Here is a 14,809-nt window from a genome sequence, read left to right as displayed (position 1 = left end):
ACGCATTGTGTGCTTTTCTTGGCATAGCACCATAGATTATTTTGAAACAGATAATCTTATCGAACCGATCTTGAGTAGCCGAATGATGCCATTCATCAAGAAGATAGAGTTATTAACGTGATAAAAAACCGGAGCAGACAGATAATCGACTCCGGTGCATAGCGTTACTCTATTTTCCAATAGGTGCTAAGCGATCTAGTGAGGAGATTTGTCATTCATCACTTTATAAATGAAGAAACCGCCATAAAACAGCATAAGACCAAAAGCACCAAAGATTACTATCATTGAAGATAGCCCCACAGCATTACCAAATAGGAGATCAAGCCAAAAGTCCATGTTTCCTCCAAAGTTTCGAAGACACAGCCAAGTTAAAGTTTGCTCTGTTTGTCGACACTGATCTGGATCAATAATGTTGCGTAAGTTAACTTAATGTTTCTATTGGTGTGTAATTAGTTACGTTTTATGTGTTTTTGATGGTAATTTAGTCAATGAGTTTGTTATTTGATGGAAATAATATTAAAGGCTTGCGTCTTAGTTTTAGATGCGTACTATACGCATCCGTTCTAGGCAAAAAGCTCGGAACTGCTCGCTAAGTGCAGAGCAAAAATTTCGGTGAATAGCGCAGCTTGGTAGCGCATCTGGTTTGGGACCAGAGGGTCGGGGGTTCGAATCCCTCTTCACCGACCATCTTTAAAAGCCTCGCAGTAATGCGGGGCTTTGTTGCATCTGGATGTGATCACTTTCATTACCAAAGATAAAGGGTTTTCCTCCTTCACTATCAGTCTCTTCCACTGTCCACCCTTCATCGAGCAAATTCAGCTATTAAAAATAGCAGTCAATATTCCACGATAATAAATAGCATTAGGATGTGTAAAAAACGTCACTTTAGCGCATTTTGACGTTAATTTTAATTTGTTTATTTTAAATGATTTTATTCTGATTGTGTTTTAGGGGATTTGAACTGGATCACTTCGTGCAGCTAATTATTTTACGCTTAGAAATAACTCCTTGTATGGTGGATACCTTAGGCCACAAGTCTCGTTGCTTGTTGCTGTTTTCAGTCCTTTTAACAAGATGTTGGGTTTTTATTTTAAAGGTAGGGTGAGTCACATGTTGAAACCTAGTTTGATTGCTGTTTCGGTTATCGCCACATTATCAGGTTGCTCTTTGTTGCAATCACCAGAGCAGAAAGTCGTCGATGCGCTGGCGGAAAATTTGGATATTCATTACACCGTATTAACCAATCACGGGGCAGATGAAGGATTGGCATGTCAGTCTCTCGAAGCGGAATGGGCATCGTGTAATAAAGTGAACATGACCTTGGTTAACCAAGGTGAAGCCGTGAATTCAAAGCAGTGGACTATCTATTTCCACAGCATTCGACTGATTCTGGATGTTGAAAATGATCAATTCAAAATTACCCGTTTAACGGGTGATTTACATAAGCTTGAACCCACTGATAAATTTGATGGTTTTGCTGCGGGCGAAGAGGTTGTTTTACCTCTGGTCGCTGAATATTGGCAGTTGTTTGAAACGGACTTTATGCCGCGTGCATTCGTTGCGGCGCCCAATACAGAGCCTAAACTTATTGTATCTCTCAACACTGAAGACACGTCATCATTTGTGCGTGGACTTGAGGGCGATAATATCAAACGCACTGCCAGCGATAATAATGTGTTTGCTACGGCCATCAGCCGATTTGAGAAAAATAGCGATGTATCACTGCAAGATGTATCAACGGCTCTGTTACCAACTCCTCTAAAAACAACGCTTGGTCAAGGCGTTGTTGACATTACTCGCGGCCTTAAGCTTGATGTAAAGGACTTTGCGACGGATCAGTTTTCAGCATTGCAAGCGCGTGCCAAAACGATTTGGCTGAAGCTCGATGGAGAGTTGGCGGTTGGTGTTGCGATTACACCGAGCGAATTTTCTGACCAGATGGCGACATCGGGCGCTTATGAGTTGGAGATTGCACCGAATGCTATCTCTATTCGTGCATTTGATGAAGCGGGAGCTTTCTACGCCGTTCAATCTATTTTGGGTTTAGTGGATAGTCAGAATGCCACGGCGTTGCCAGTGATCAGCATCGGAGATGCTCCACGTTTTGATTACCGTGGTGTGATGGTGGATGTCGCACGTAACTTCCATTCTAAGCAAGCGATTTTGGCCACATTAGATCAAATGGCGGCTTATAAGATGAATAAATTACACCTTCATTTGACTGATGATGAAGGTTGGCGTTTAGAAATTACGGGCTTACCTGAATTGACCGACATTGGTGGACAGCGCTGCTTTGATTTAGATGAGAAAAACTGCTTGCTGCCACAGCTTGGCTCCGGTCCAAATTCTGATAACTTTGGCTCAGGTTATTTCAGTCGAGCCGATTACATTGAAATCCTCAAGCACGCTAAAGCGCGCAATATTGAAGTGATCCCTGAAATTGATATGCCAGCCCATGCTCGCTCTGCGGTTGTTTCAATGGAGGCTCGTTTTGAACGTTTGAGCCAAGAAGGGAAAACCGAACAGGCTAGCCAGTATCGCTTGATGGATCCTCAAGACAGCTCTAATGTTACGACGGTTCAGTTTTATGATAAGCAGAGTTTTATTAACCCTTGTTTAGACTCGTCTAAACGCTTTGTGGACAAGGTGATCACTGAAGTGGCCTTGATGCACAGTGAGGCGGGCATGCCTTTATCGACTTGGCATTTTGGTGGCGATGAGGCGAAAAACATCAAATTGGGCGCGGGTTTCCAAGATATTAATGCGACGGAAAAAGTCAGTTGGAAAGGTAACTTAGATCTTTCACAACAAGATAAACCATTTGCGAAATCGCCACAGTGCCAAGCGTTAGTCAGCCAAGGAGTAGTAAGTTACTTTGCTCATTTACCGAGTTATTTTGCTGAGCAAGTGTCGAAAATTGTCGCCGATAAAGGGATTGAGAATTTCCAAGCATGGCAAGATGGCTTGAAATACAGCGAGGGAGAATCGGCTTTTGCTACGCAAAATACACGTGTGAACTTTTGGGATGTCCTCTATTGGGGCGGTACAAGCTCTGTTTATGAATGGGCAAAACAAGGTTACGACGTCATTGTTTCTAACCCTGATTATGTCTACATGGATATGCCTTATGAGGCGGATCCTAAAGAGCGCGGTTATTACTGGGCCACCCGTGCGACCGATACGCGTAAAATGTTTGGTTTTGCACCGGAAAATATGCCGCAAAACGCTGAAACTTCATTAGATCGTGATGGTAATGGTTTTGTCGGTAAAGGAGAGGTGACGTCGAAACCATTCTACGGCTTGTCAGCTCAATTGTGGTCAGAAACGGTTCGTAATGATGAGCAGTATGAATATATGGTTTTCCCTCGAGTGTTGGCTGCCGCTGAGCGTGCTTGGCATAAAGCGGAGTGGGAAAACGACTATAAAGTAGGGGTTGAATACTCTCAGCAAACCAACTTAGTCAATAAGTCTGCACTGAATCAAGATTGGACTCGTTTTGCTAACATCGTTGGGCAACGTGAGTTGGCGAAACTGGAAAAAGCTGGCATTGATTATCGCCTGCCAATACCCGGAGCTAAGATTGAAGCGGGTAAATTGTCGATGAATTCGTCATTCCCAGGCGTTGAGCTGCAATACTCATTAGATGGTCAGCAATGGTTTGATTACTCTAATAGTGAACAACCGAAGGTGTCCGGTGAGGTCTGGATCCGTTCTCTCTCTGCTTCAGGCGAGCGAGTCAGCCGGGTAACTAGCGTTAAATAACTCGTAGTCATATCAAGGCACCCAAATGAAAGCCTCCGCATCTGTCGGAGGCTTTATTACATAAAATCAATTACCTTCGTGGTGAGCAAACTCAAACACCTGACCTTGCTCGTTAAAAGCAAAAACTGAATAGGCTTCTTTCTTATCACCAGATTCCATACCTGGAGAGCCGATTGGCATGCCGGGCGCGGCTAACCCTTTGGCATTTTTCGGTGGATTAGCGAGAAAGGCTTGAATGTCTGTGGCTGGAATGTGACCTTCGAAAACATAGCCGTCGATAACGGCTGTATGGCAAGAGGCGAGCTTGGGTGTAATGCCCAATTGCTGTTTTATCGCTGTCATATCTTCTTGTAATTGATCGTTAACCTTAAATCCGGCTTGTTGCATGTGAGTAGACCACTCAGTACAGCAGCCACAATAAGGGGATTTGTAATTGGTCACCTCGGTCACCGTGGCGAATGCGGAGTAGCTGATAAGAGACAAGGTGCTAAGCATAGCAGCTGTGATCATTTTCATCTTTATATAACCTCTAAGAGTGATAAGGGTATTTAAATAGACGCAAGCGGTTAGCGTTGCTCACGACTGTGATTGAGGATAAAGCCATTGCCGCTCCTGCAACTACAGGGCTGAGTAAAAAGCCAAAAGCGGGATAAAGCACGCCAGCGGCAATGGGAATGCCTAGGGTGTTATAGATGAAGGCGCCCAATAAGTTCTGCTTCATGTTTTTTACCGTTGCTTTAGACAGAGCGATAGCATTGACTACGGCAAGTGGTGAGGAGTTGAGCAACGTCATTTGCGCACTCTCTATTGCGACATCACTGCCGCTGCCCATTGCGATACCCATATCGGCTTGCGCAAGGGCTGGCGCATCATTAATACCATCACCGACCATGGCGACGATTTGGCCTTTCTCTTGTAACTGCACGATTTTTTGTGCTTTTTGATCTGGCAGCACTTGAGCGAACACTTGCTGTATGCCCAGTTGTTTGGCTATTGCGGTGGCCACGCTTTGGTTATCTCCAGTTAGCATCACGGTACGAATGTTCATTTTATTCAGTGTGCTGATAGCTTGCGCAGCGTTAGGTTTGATGGGATCAGCAATTGCGATGAGAGCTTTGAGTTCACCGTTAATGGCAACCGCGACTGGTGTCCAAGCTTGCTTTGCATAGTGTTCAATGGTCGTTTGTGCTTGAGTAAGAGGAACGCCCAGTGATTCAAGGTGCGATAAAGAGGCAACGACGACCGAATCGCCGCCAATATTTGCCATTAGCCCTTTGCCTCTTAGGTTGGTAAATTGCTCGACTGCAACGCTGGTTGATACCAGCGGTTGAGCGTAATGGCAGATAGCCTTGCCAAGAGGATGTTCAGAGCGCAGTTCCAAAGCGTAAACAAGGGTTAACAATTCGCTCTCTTCAATTCCCCACGTGACTAAGTTCTGAACGGTTGGCTTACCTTGAGTGAGCGTACCTGTCTTATCAAATACTACAGTGGTGATTTTGCTTGCCGATTGCAATACATTGGCATCTCTGATCAAAATACCCATTTCAGCGGCTTTGCCAACTCCTACTGTAACCGAGAGTGGAGTAGCTAGACCCAAGGCACAAGGGCAGGCAATGATCAATACTGTTGTTGCAACCACTAGCATATAGCTGGCCTTAGGTTCAGGGCCTACAAAGTACCAAATCAGAGCGGAAAACAGGGCAATCATAACCACTGTCGGTACAAAAATAGCGGATATCTGATCTGCCATTTTGGCGATGGCTGGTTTACTGCTTTGCGCCTGACGAACCATTTGGATGATGCGCGAGAGCATGGTTTGCGCCCCTACGCCAGTGGCTTCGATGACTAAGCTGCCATCATGATTGATGGTGCCTGCCGCAATGGCATCGCCTGCCACTTTTAGGGCGGGGATCGGCTCACCAGTGAGCATGGATTCATCAACATAAGATTCACCGCTGAGGACTTTGCCGTCTATCGGCACTTTTTCTCCCGGTTTTATGCGCAGTTGCATACCAAGTTGTACTAATTCAACCGCAATCTGTTGATCGCCTTGCGCTGTGATGCGTGTTGCTTGTTGTGGCTGCAAGTTAATTAAGGCTTGCAAGGATTGAGTTGTCTTCGCTTTGGCTTTCGCCTCAATGTAGTGGCCCAGTGAAATCAAACCGATAATCATCGCGCTGGCTTCAAAGTAAACATGACGCGAGGCGACGGGAAACCAAGTTGGGTAAATCACTACCAACATTGAATAGGCCCAAGCTGCTCCGGTTCCTAGGGCGACTAAGCTATCCATCGTGGCACGCTTATGAGTTAACGCAAGCCAAGCATGGCTAAAAAAGTGGCGGCCAGCGGTGGCTAATAGGGCTAAGCACACAATGCCGATAACGCCCCAGTATATTTGTTGCTGAGTGGTCACAATCATCATGCTGCCACCAAGAAGGCCCCAAAGCATTAACGGGATACCCATCATTAAACCTAGTAGTGCATTGGTTTTATGCTGCTTCTGTAAATCAAGTGATTGCTGTTTTTGTTTTTCTTGTTGTTGGGCTGGGTCATCGACTCGCTCTGCACGGTAGCCTGCATGAGTAATGGCATTGAGCAATTGCAGTTCAAGGTTAGCGATATCTGCTTGCGAGAGCACTAAGGCGCTTTGTTCCGCTAAATTGATTTGCGCTTTTTGTACTCCGTTAACGCTTAGAAGTGCTTTTTCCACCGAAGAAACACAGCTTGCGCAAGTCATTCCTTGAATCAGTAAGTGGGTACTAACCAAACCCGTTGTTGAGACTTCTGTCTCTTGTGCGAGTGGCTGTGTATCGCTAACCAAGGTTGTGGGTTGCGATGAGGGCAGAGGATCGCTGTTCGTGCTGAGCAAGGCTTGATAGCCTAAGGATTCGATAGCGGCGATGAGTTCACTTAAAGAGGCCGAAGTGCTCAGTTCGATGAATGTGGGTGACAGCTGGTGGATTTGTACCTCAAATTCTTGTTTGAGATGCTGCTCAAGTTTCTTCGCGCAACCCATGCATTTCAGCCCTGATAAAGGCAATTGAAAGCGTTTCATTGATAAATTCCCCGTAAACCAACTCAATAGCTAGAAGCATAAACCTTACCTTTAGGGCAAGGTCAAGTTCCACTAAAGGAAAGTTAAGCGAATTTTAAGCGTTATTCTTGAGTGCAGAAAAACGAAAGGCAATCGAGGATTGTAGATTTAGCCGTCAGTGGTAAAATGTCGCCACTTTTTATCCTGGTACTTGCAGTGGACATGTTCTCCGCTGTCTTTTTATCCCTAAGGAAATCAAATGACGGTTAAAACTCGTTTTGCTCCTAGCCCGACAGGCTATCTTCACGTTGGTGGTGCGCGTACTGCACTTTACTCTTGGCTTTATGCAAAAAGCCAAGGTGGTGAGTTTGTTTTGCGTATTGAAGACACCGACCTAGAGCGCTCGACGCAAGAAGCCGTAGACGCGATTCTTGAAGGTATGACTTGGCTAGGTTTGAATTGGGATGAAGGCCCATATTTCCAAACTAAACATTTTGATCGTTATAACGAAGTTGTCGATAAGCTGCTTGCTGAAGATAAAGCCTACAAATGTTACGCCTCTAAAGAGCTGTTAGATGAAGTTCGTGCCGAGCAAGAAGCGAACAAAGAGATGCCGCGCTACGATGCTGATCACCCAAAAATCAAAGCGGTTAACGACGCCGCAAAAGAAGGGGATCCGTGTGTTATCCGTTTCCGTAATCCTAAAGAAGGCAGCGTAATTTTTGACGACCAGATCCGCGGTCGTATCGAAATCTCCAACAGCCAGATGGATGATCTGATCATTCGCCGTACTGATGGCTCACCCACCTATAACTTCTGTGTGGTGGTGGATGACTGGGATATGGGGATTACTCATGTTGTTCGTGGCGAAGATCACATCAACAACACACCTCGTCAAATCAACATTTACGAAGCGTTAGGTGCTCCTGTACCTGTGTTTGCGCACTGCGCAATGATCTTAGGTGACGACGGCGCGAAGCTATCTAAACGTCATGGCGCTGTTTCTGTGATGCAGTATCGCGATGAAGGTTATCTGCCTGAAGCACTGAATAACTATTTAGTTCGTCTCGGTTGGTCTCATGGCGACCAAGAAATTTTCTCGCGTGAAGAGATGATTCAGTTCTTCAGTTTAAATGCCATTAGCAAATCGGCATCTGCATTTAATACTGATAAGTTGTTGTGGCTGAACAATCACTACATCAAAACATCAGAGCCTGAATATGTTGCAAAACACCTTGAATGGCACTTTGAGCAACAAGGCATCAATAAAGACAACGGCCCAGCATTAGTTGAGATCGTTACACTGGTTGGTGAACGCTGCAACACCTTGGTTGAACTTGCTGCTCAATCTCGTTACTTCTTTGAAGATTTTGCTGAGTTTGATGCTGATGCGGCGAAAAAACACTTGCGCGGTGTGGCGAAAGAGCCGCTAGCACTTGCTTTAAGCAAATTAGAAGCGTTGAGTGACTGGACAACGGAAAACCTGCACGCTGTTATCGCTCAAGTGTGTGAAGAGCTTGAAATCGGTATGGGTAAAATAGGTATGCCGCTGCGCGTTGCTGTCACTGGTGGTGGCCAATCACCATCGGTTGATGCCGTCATGCAACTGATCGGCAAAGAGCGCGTCATTGCTCGTATCAATATGGCATTAGCCTTTATTGCTGAGCGTGAAGCGAACGCTCAATAAGTCAATCATACGAACAACGCTTTAGACCGCAGCTTATGCTGCGGTTTTTTTATATCGGCTTTGTTAAATCCTTTGGTGTAGAGCACTGACAATATTTCACAAAACGATGACAGAGAATAAACTAATGCGCTATTTAACCTTTCTTTACATACAGTATATTGGTTTCGAGTTATGCAGGTATGTGGGTAGGCGAAAAGTAAACCGTTTTTTGGATACCGCAACCGCATTATGATAACGATAAATAGGAAAGGAAAACGTATGAAAAAGTTAGCAGCAGCAGTTTCAATGGCGCTTGTTTTTGCATCTTCTGCCGCGATGGCTGAAGTCTATGTGGGTGCTAAAGTTGGTAAATCTTGGCTTGATGACGCTTGTCGTGTTGGAGATGTGTGTGAAGATGAATCTTCAACCGTCGGTGCTTACCTTGGTTACCAAGCATTTAATTGGCTTTCATTAGAGGCAGGTTACGATTACTTAGGTAAATTTAGTGGCGCAGGGCTGAATGATGAAAAAGTAACGGCCATTACACTCGCACCGAAAGTCAGCCTTCCTTTGACTGATGCCATTGCCTTATATGCTAAAGTCGGCGGTGCTTATGTTGACTATGGCAATAAAGATGATTACTCATATTTAGGTGCCGCTGGTATTGAGTTTAACACCGATAATAACGTCACTTTACGTTTGGAATATCAAAGCCTCACCGATATTAATAACGATCTTGTCCGAGCGGCAGGTAACTCGGCTACCTTAGGTGTTTCGTATAAATTTGGTGGAAGTAAAGCAGAACCTGCGCCAGTCATCGTGCAAGAGGTGTTTGTTGAAGAAGTTGCACAGCCAGTGGTTGAGCCTGTCGTTATTCCCCAAGAACCTGAAACGGTTGTTAAGCATGTGCCATTTCAACGTTTGGACAGCAGTAGCTTTGCCCATAACAGCACTAAGCTAACAGCAGAGAGTACTAACCAGCTCGATAAACTCGTGAAATATTTGCAAGCTTACCCACAAGCCGATGCTGAAATCATTGGTCATACTGACTCAACTGGCGCTGCGGCTTACAACCAGAAACTATCAGAAAAACGCGCACAAGTTGTTGCTGATGTTGTGATTGCTAAAGGTGTGGATGCGAACCGTCTTACCGTAAAAGGTGAAGGGGAAAATAGCCCAATCGCATCGAACGATACAGTCGAAGGTCGCAAGCAAAACCGTCGTGTTGATATCGTTATTCCAAGCTTTGATTATGAAGTAAAATAACAACGCTTAAGTATTAGAAAATAGAGAAAGCTCGCAACTAATGCGGGCTTTCCTTTTTATAAACGAAGAGAGTTTGATCCAGTAACAGGCTCTCTGTAATACGATACTATTTCAGATCAATACTATTCAGACGACCCATGTAGATGAGAATATCCAAGTCTTCTTTATAAGCCTCTAATAGCGCCTTTTTCGTTTTAGTATAAGCAGCCAGCTTACCATGCTTGTTGATTGAACAAACCACACTTTGAAATTCGCAATTACCTTGCTCATTATAGTGCCTCCAAGCGGCAATATAACAAGGGTCTCGTGCTTCCGGGTTATCGAGGGTTGGCCTGGGTTTGTATATGATTTTAGGCTCTAAACTGTGTGGTAGACGAGTCATCAAGTAGGGATCTTTGAGCAGACGACGCCAATGTTTCCCCCACATCTCTGAACCTAATTCATTTCGCAGCTTTATCGCCTTTTTAAGCCCTTTTTTCTCACCAATACGGATATAGCCGACAGAACGGTGCAGCACCGTATCATCCGGCGTATGGATATGAATTTTATAGGCGGTCTTTGCTTTAGAGATAAAGCGGTGACCAGTATTCGTGATTAGATTGCTCTTTTTCATCATTTTTTCTATCGATAAATCTGTTAATACTAATTCTAGATTATTTGACATAGAACTTACAGTAAGCACTGTATATGAATCGTAGTAGCTCAAATCAATATTAGGTCAGTTTTTCGTCATAAGAAAAAAGACTCAACACCGAATGGGTGTTGAGGCTTTATCAAAATGGCGCTCCCGACAGGAGTCGAACCTGTGGCCTGCCCCTTAGGAGGGGGCCGCTCTATCCTACTGAGCTACGGGAGCGAAGCGGAATAGTTTACTCAATAATTTGATGATGTTAACTACTTAAAACGAAAATTAAAGCTGTTTGTGCATAACATCGCCAATTTGAATGCTGGAGGCGAGATTTTCTTGATCAACACTGAGCTCAGCTTCGTTTTCATAGACGCGAGTGACCGTGAGGGTAATGTCACTTTGAGTCACTTTATTTCGTGGTAGACCTTTCTGATCAATAAAAGAGCCTGTATGCCATAACTGTAATTTATCGCCAGTTTTAACGCCATGTACACGCCCTAAATCGATCGTGATGGTGTTACCGTATTTAGCCACAACCTCGGGGAGTGTTATTTTACATGAAAGCTCAGATTCGAGATCAAGCATGATATTTCTACTGACACGCAGCATCATGCTGCCATAGGTTGAAGCCCAAAAACGAGCACTAGTAGTATCTATCTGACTGGTTTTGTCGAAGGGCCATTTAGCGACTTCTCTATAGTGCCTAGTCATGACTTCTTGGCCTGTTTTGCCATCGAATATCTGGATTTTCATGGCAAATTGCCGGTTGATGACATCATCAGCGAGCAGTTTTTGATCTATAGTTGCGGTTAAATCTGTGATGGTGCCACCCAAAATATATTGTGCACCTGTGTCCTCTGCAATCATGGTTAAGCGTTCTGGGTGCTGTTTTTCAATTGCATAATCTGTGGTACCTACGGACACAAAACTGCGAGACTCTTGATCGAGTTGACGGTTGAGGACCTGCGTAAAATCATCGCCCACACGGTAAATTTGGCCCATAACCGCTTGTTGTGGCGATGCGAGATCAATGTTGCCGACTAGAAAGGTTTTCTTATATTGGCTTACGTGGCAACCCGTTGCCGAAGGATAAATATCAATTCGAGCTTTAACATACATCACTCCTCGACGCGTTTTATTCTCTTCGACTAACACATAGCGTACTTCATGGTTAGTAAACTGGTACTCTTTACGGTCTGATTCCAGCAGTGGTCGCAAGTTACTGATGCTGCCAATGTCTGCCCCGGCAAAGTTTACCGCCTTATAAATGGCATCTTCTAATGCATTGAGACGAGCGACTTCCTCTGAGGAAACAATGGCTGATGAACCGGTCACTTCATACCAAGCAGCATAAGTGGCCTGAGAAAAGGTGATTGCACAAAGTATTGAAAGTAAAGCATAAATATTTTTTTTCATTATTATTTACCAGTTGGGTATAAATTTTGCTTTTAAAATCTTAGCTGATGTAGGCAATGCGTTTTGAAAGTGTAACAAGTTTTGAAAAGCAAAGAGTGTTCCAAGTTTTTTAATCTGAAGTTTGGAATCAATATTGCCTCAGTATATCTGGAGATAAGAGAATGAAAAAATGGCTTTCGATAGTGCCCGTAGTCTTGTTAACGGCTTGTGCCTACGCCCCGATTTATAATGGTAAAGAACCATACAATGGTTCGCAGTTTATGTTAATGGAGAGCCCGCGTCACACGTTGGATTTCTTTGTTGAAAGCATGACAGAAGATTTGATGGTGTCCAATACCAGTGTTTCTGCTCGCACTCCTATCGCTGTCACATCGTTTGTGGACCTGCAAAGTATGGACGTGACTAACTGGTTGGGTAATTCGGTTTCTGAAGGATTTATCCATCAGTTTCAACGCCGAGGATTTAAAGTGGTTGATTTCAAAACCACAGGTTCGATTCAGGTAACTCAGCAAGGTGATTTTGCTTTCAGCCGTGACTGGAAAGACCTCGCTCAAGAACAAGAGATCCAATACATATTAACTGGAACAATGCTTCGCCAAGAGGGAGGGGTATTGGTGAACGCTCGTGTTGTGGGGATGCAATCGCGCGTTGTTGTTGCGACTGCACAGGGTTTCTTACCTGCCGATCGTATTGGTCGTGATCTTGATACGCTCAACAGTATTCGAACACAAGATGGTGTGTTAATTCGCTCAGATCCGACGATCAAGCAGCCGTATACTGTTATCTTGCGTCCATAGGAGAAACCAATGAAAAAATGGCTATTACTTCTAGTGGCTATCATGATGGTGGGTTGCCAGCCATTGCAAACCATGCGCGCTGATGAATGGTTGACGGCGGTAGGTTATGCCAATATCAGTGAGCAAACTGGGCGTAGTGTGGATGAAAAGCAAGTCCGTGCAATGCGTGCTTCTAAAATCGATGCTTACCGCGAACTGGCAGAGCAAGTCTATGGAATGCGAGTGAGTGGCCGTGCTGAATTACAAGATCAGCGATTGGGCACAGAGCTGACGTCGGGAGCGGTTGATGGTGTTATCCGCGGGGCAGAAGTGGTTCGCAGCTATAAAGTGGGTGACAGTTATGTCACTGAGTTACGTCTCGATATCCGTAAGATGGATAAACTGCGTGACTACGGCGAAGTTCAGCAAGTACCAGAAAAACGTCAACAAACACTCTTCTAAATCGTCATTCTCTCCAGATCGACAAAGCGGCAAGGTTTGCCGCTTTTCTGTTTAATTCGTTTTAGCTTAAAGAGTTCCATCACTCAATTGCATTCTGATTAGGCTTTAATATTGGTCCCTAACGTCGACACTGTGTGGGTTTGTCCACCAGCGTTATACGTCATGCCAATTTTGCCATGGCTTTGCTGCATCAAATTATTGAGTTTATTAAAACTGAGTTGTGCACGTTGTAGCGCCTCACCATTAACAAGGTTTGCTTGCTGGCAATCGTGAACAATGGAACGAATCTGATCAACGATTTGCGACAGGAGTACATCTTCAGTCAGGCTCACGACATGAGGATGTTTCGCAATTCGGAGGTCAGTTTGTTGAAGTTGTCCAACTAAGGTCATCTTTTGTTTAGCAATAGCTTCGATTTCACTCGATGAACGGCTCGTGATGGCTACTTTTTCTTGTTCAAGTAGCGCAGAGAGTTCTAGTGCATTCTTTAACTGGAAATCGACTAAGTCTTTTAATACCGCCATTGTGTGTTGCCTTAATCAGTCAAAAGTAGGGTTAGTTAAAACCGCCCAATTCTTTTTCAAATTTAATCATATTATCGGCCAACTTTTCTGGGTCGACTCTATATGAGCCATTGGCTATTGCATCTTTAATTGCAGCGACTTTTGCACTATCAAAACTTGGCTGAGATACCATTTGATTGTGCATTTCACCAATGGCCTTACCTTGGGTACTGAGTGATACCGCATCTTGATTTTGAGGTGAACGAGTGACAGAGCCGGATGCCGATGGAGATGCATTCGATTCAGTACGGGCATTACTACGATTTGTCGTCGTTAATGTTTGCCCCGAACGTATGTTATCAATACCTGCCATATGTGAGCCTTACTAATAAAATGGAAACCTGTACAGTCAATATCGACGGTGCTTATGATTACTTTAGTTTTTTTTCTGTTTCACTTTCTTAATAACGTAAACACATTTAGAAGCGTAATGAAAGTGTTAAAACTGAACCGTGACTTCGCTAATGCCTGTTACTTGTGCATCTATTATACGGTTTGATTTATCATTTTTCACTTTTATCTGCTCACCAAAAATACCATCACTCAAAGCGGTTCCTTTGGTTGTGATTATCATTCCCTGTTTGACCGCTTGAATCATAACGCTTTCATTACGGCATACGACGCAGATATCATTTTGTTCAAGGACATCGCCAATACGCATATTTTTCTTCACTTTTGCACCGACGATACGATTTATATCGGAAAAACCTTGTCGTCTAAAGCGGTGTAAGTCTACCATTGTAATCAAGACATCTTGTTGCGTAATTTGCTGCCCACGGGATATGGGTACAGCCACAGTGACAAGTGGCAGTGAAATGGTCAGTCTTACGGGAACATAAATTTTCCAGTTATCCTCAATGCATTCAACAAGAACTGTGATATTACTTGCGGAACCATTATTGGATGACGAAGAGGTTGATAGTGGTGCGGGGCAGTCGGTAGCATAAATTCGGTCATCAATATTTGCCGCTTTTACGTTTAACTCCCCACCGAGAGGCCACTCAATAGTTTCTAAAACATGTTGTTCAGCGGCTTGTTGAATAGCTTCAACTTGCGGCAAAGTGGCCGAATTGACAGAAAGATTAAAGAAAAACAATAAAAAGCCGATAGAGAGATAAAAATTTCTATAGAAAGCTCTACACTTAGTTATGGGAAGTAGATGTAAACATGTTTTTGGATGCATCATTCTGTTTCTCTTGTTTCTTCATAGCCTATAGTAGACTACCACTTTTTTGC

The 14,809-nt window shown here is 44.1% G+C and carries 13 protein-coding genes and 2 tRNA genes; 6 read left to right on the top strand and 9 right to left on the bottom strand.

The window, feature by feature from the left end; all coding sequences use genetic code 11:
* Nucleotides 1–195: 195 nt before the first annotated feature.
* Entirely contained in the window at nucleotides 196–336 is a 141-nt protein-coding gene (locus VOR_RS18380; protein WP_010319399.1) for a DUF3149 domain-containing protein, read from the bottom strand.
* A gap of 274 nt (nucleotides 337–610) precedes the next feature.
* Between VOR_RS18380 and VOR_RS0109090 the strand changes: the two genes are divergently transcribed.
* Both VOR_RS0109090 and VOR_RS0109085 read left to right on the top strand, forming a co-directional pair.
* Nucleotides 611–687: transfer RNA gene (locus tag VOR_RS0109090), tRNA-Pro, on the top strand.
* A gap of 423 nt (nucleotides 688–1,110) precedes the next feature.
* Nucleotides 1,111–3,762: a beta-N-acetylhexosaminidase gene (locus VOR_RS0109085; RefSeq protein ID WP_010319398.1), complete on the top strand. Its 2,652-nt coding sequence runs from the start codon at nucleotides 1,111–1,113 to the stop codon at nucleotides 3,760–3,762.
* Nucleotides 3,763–3,828: 66 nt separating this feature from the next.
* Here VOR_RS0109085 and VOR_RS0109080 read toward each other — a convergent pair whose 3' ends face one another.
* Nucleotides 3,829–4,278, bottom strand: a complete 450-nt coding sequence (locus tag VOR_RS0109080; RefSeq protein ID WP_010319397.1) for a DUF411 domain-containing protein — start codon at nucleotides 4,276–4,278, stop codon at nucleotides 3,829–3,831.
* Between the two features lie 13 nt (nucleotides 4,279–4,291).
* Nucleotides 4,292–6,817 carry a heavy metal translocating P-type ATPase gene (locus VOR_RS0109075; RefSeq protein ID WP_010319396.1) on the bottom strand — a complete coding sequence of 842 codons (2,526 nt, stop codon included), beginning with the start codon at nucleotides 6,815–6,817 and terminating at the stop codon, nucleotides 4,292–4,294.
* A 238-nt stretch (nucleotides 6,818–7,055) separates the two neighbouring features.
* Here VOR_RS0109075 and gltX point away from each other — a divergent pair, with 238 nt between their 5' ends.
* Both gltX and VOR_RS0109065 read left to right on the top strand, forming a co-directional pair.
* Nucleotides 7,056–8,483, top strand: a complete 1,428-nt coding sequence (gene gltX / locus VOR_RS0109070; RefSeq protein ID WP_010319395.1) for a glutamate--tRNA ligase — start codon at nucleotides 7,056–7,058, stop codon at nucleotides 8,481–8,483.
* A gap of 258 nt (nucleotides 8,484–8,741) precedes the next feature.
* Nucleotides 8,742–9,728: an OmpA family protein gene (locus tag VOR_RS0109065; RefSeq protein ID WP_010319394.1), complete on the top strand. Its 987-nt coding sequence runs from the start codon at nucleotides 8,742–8,744 to the stop codon at nucleotides 9,726–9,728.
* A gap of 106 nt (nucleotides 9,729–9,834) precedes the next feature.
* Here the strand turns inward: VOR_RS0109065 and VOR_RS0109060 are convergent, their stop codons facing one another.
* The 3 genes from VOR_RS0109060 to VOR_RS0109050 form a co-directional block, all read right to left on the bottom strand.
* On the bottom strand, nucleotides 9,835–10,341 hold the full coding sequence (locus tag VOR_RS0109060; protein ID WP_010319393.1) for a Fe3+-citrate ABC transporter substrate-binding protein: 507 nt from the start codon (nucleotides 10,339–10,341) through the stop codon (nucleotides 9,835–9,837).
* A gap of 166 nt (nucleotides 10,342–10,507) precedes the next feature.
* Nucleotides 10,508–10,584 (bottom strand) — tRNA-Arg (locus VOR_RS0109055).
* A 54-nt stretch (nucleotides 10,585–10,638) separates the two neighbouring features.
* A complete protein-coding gene (locus VOR_RS0109050) occupies nucleotides 10,639–11,772 on the bottom strand; it encodes a flagellar assembly protein FlgT (RefSeq protein ID WP_010319392.1) in 1,134 nt (377 codons plus the stop codon).
* 161 nt (nucleotides 11,773–11,933) lie between these two features.
* Between VOR_RS0109050 and VOR_RS0109045 the strand changes: the two genes are divergently transcribed.
* Complete coding sequence (locus VOR_RS0109045) at nucleotides 11,934–12,569, top strand: FlgO family outer membrane protein (protein WP_010319391.1); 636 nt, start codon at nucleotides 11,934–11,936, stop codon at nucleotides 12,567–12,569.
* Between the two features lie 9 nt (nucleotides 12,570–12,578).
* Nucleotides 12,579–13,010: a flagellar assembly lipoprotein FlgP gene (gene flgP / locus VOR_RS0109040; RefSeq protein WP_010319390.1), complete on the top strand. Its 432-nt coding sequence runs from the start codon at nucleotides 12,579–12,581 to the stop codon at nucleotides 13,008–13,010.
* A gap of 98 nt (nucleotides 13,011–13,108) precedes the next feature.
* Here flgP and VOR_RS0109035 read toward each other — a convergent pair whose 3' ends face one another.
* The 3 genes from VOR_RS0109035 to flgA all read right to left on the bottom strand — a co-directional run bounded on the left by VOR_RS0109035 (nucleotide 13,109) and on the right by flgA (nucleotide 14,759).
* On the bottom strand, nucleotides 13,109–13,534 hold the full coding sequence (locus tag VOR_RS0109035) for a flagella synthesis protein FlgN (protein ID WP_010319389.1): 426 nt from the start codon (nucleotides 13,532–13,534) through the stop codon (nucleotides 13,109–13,111).
* A 31-nt stretch (nucleotides 13,535–13,565) separates the two neighbouring features.
* Nucleotides 13,566–13,886 carry a flagellar biosynthesis anti-sigma factor FlgM gene (gene flgM, locus VOR_RS0109030; RefSeq protein ID WP_010319388.1) on the bottom strand — a complete coding sequence of 107 codons (321 nt, stop codon included), beginning with the start codon at nucleotides 13,884–13,886 and terminating at the stop codon, nucleotides 13,566–13,568.
* A 126-nt stretch (nucleotides 13,887–14,012) separates the two neighbouring features.
* On the bottom strand, nucleotides 14,013–14,759 hold the full coding sequence (gene flgA / locus VOR_RS0109025; protein ID WP_010319387.1) for a flagellar basal body P-ring formation chaperone FlgA: 747 nt from the start codon (nucleotides 14,757–14,759) through the stop codon (nucleotides 14,013–14,015).
* Nucleotides 14,760–14,809: the final 50 nt, after the last annotated feature.

It is taken from the genome of Vibrio ordalii ATCC 33509 (assembly GCA_000257205.1).
Classification (GTDB): Bacteria; Pseudomonadota; Gammaproteobacteria; order Enterobacterales; family Vibrionaceae; genus Vibrio; species Vibrio ordalii.
The sequence above is the reverse complement of the archived record's forward strand: the minus strand, read 5'-3'. Positions and strand labels throughout refer to the sequence as shown.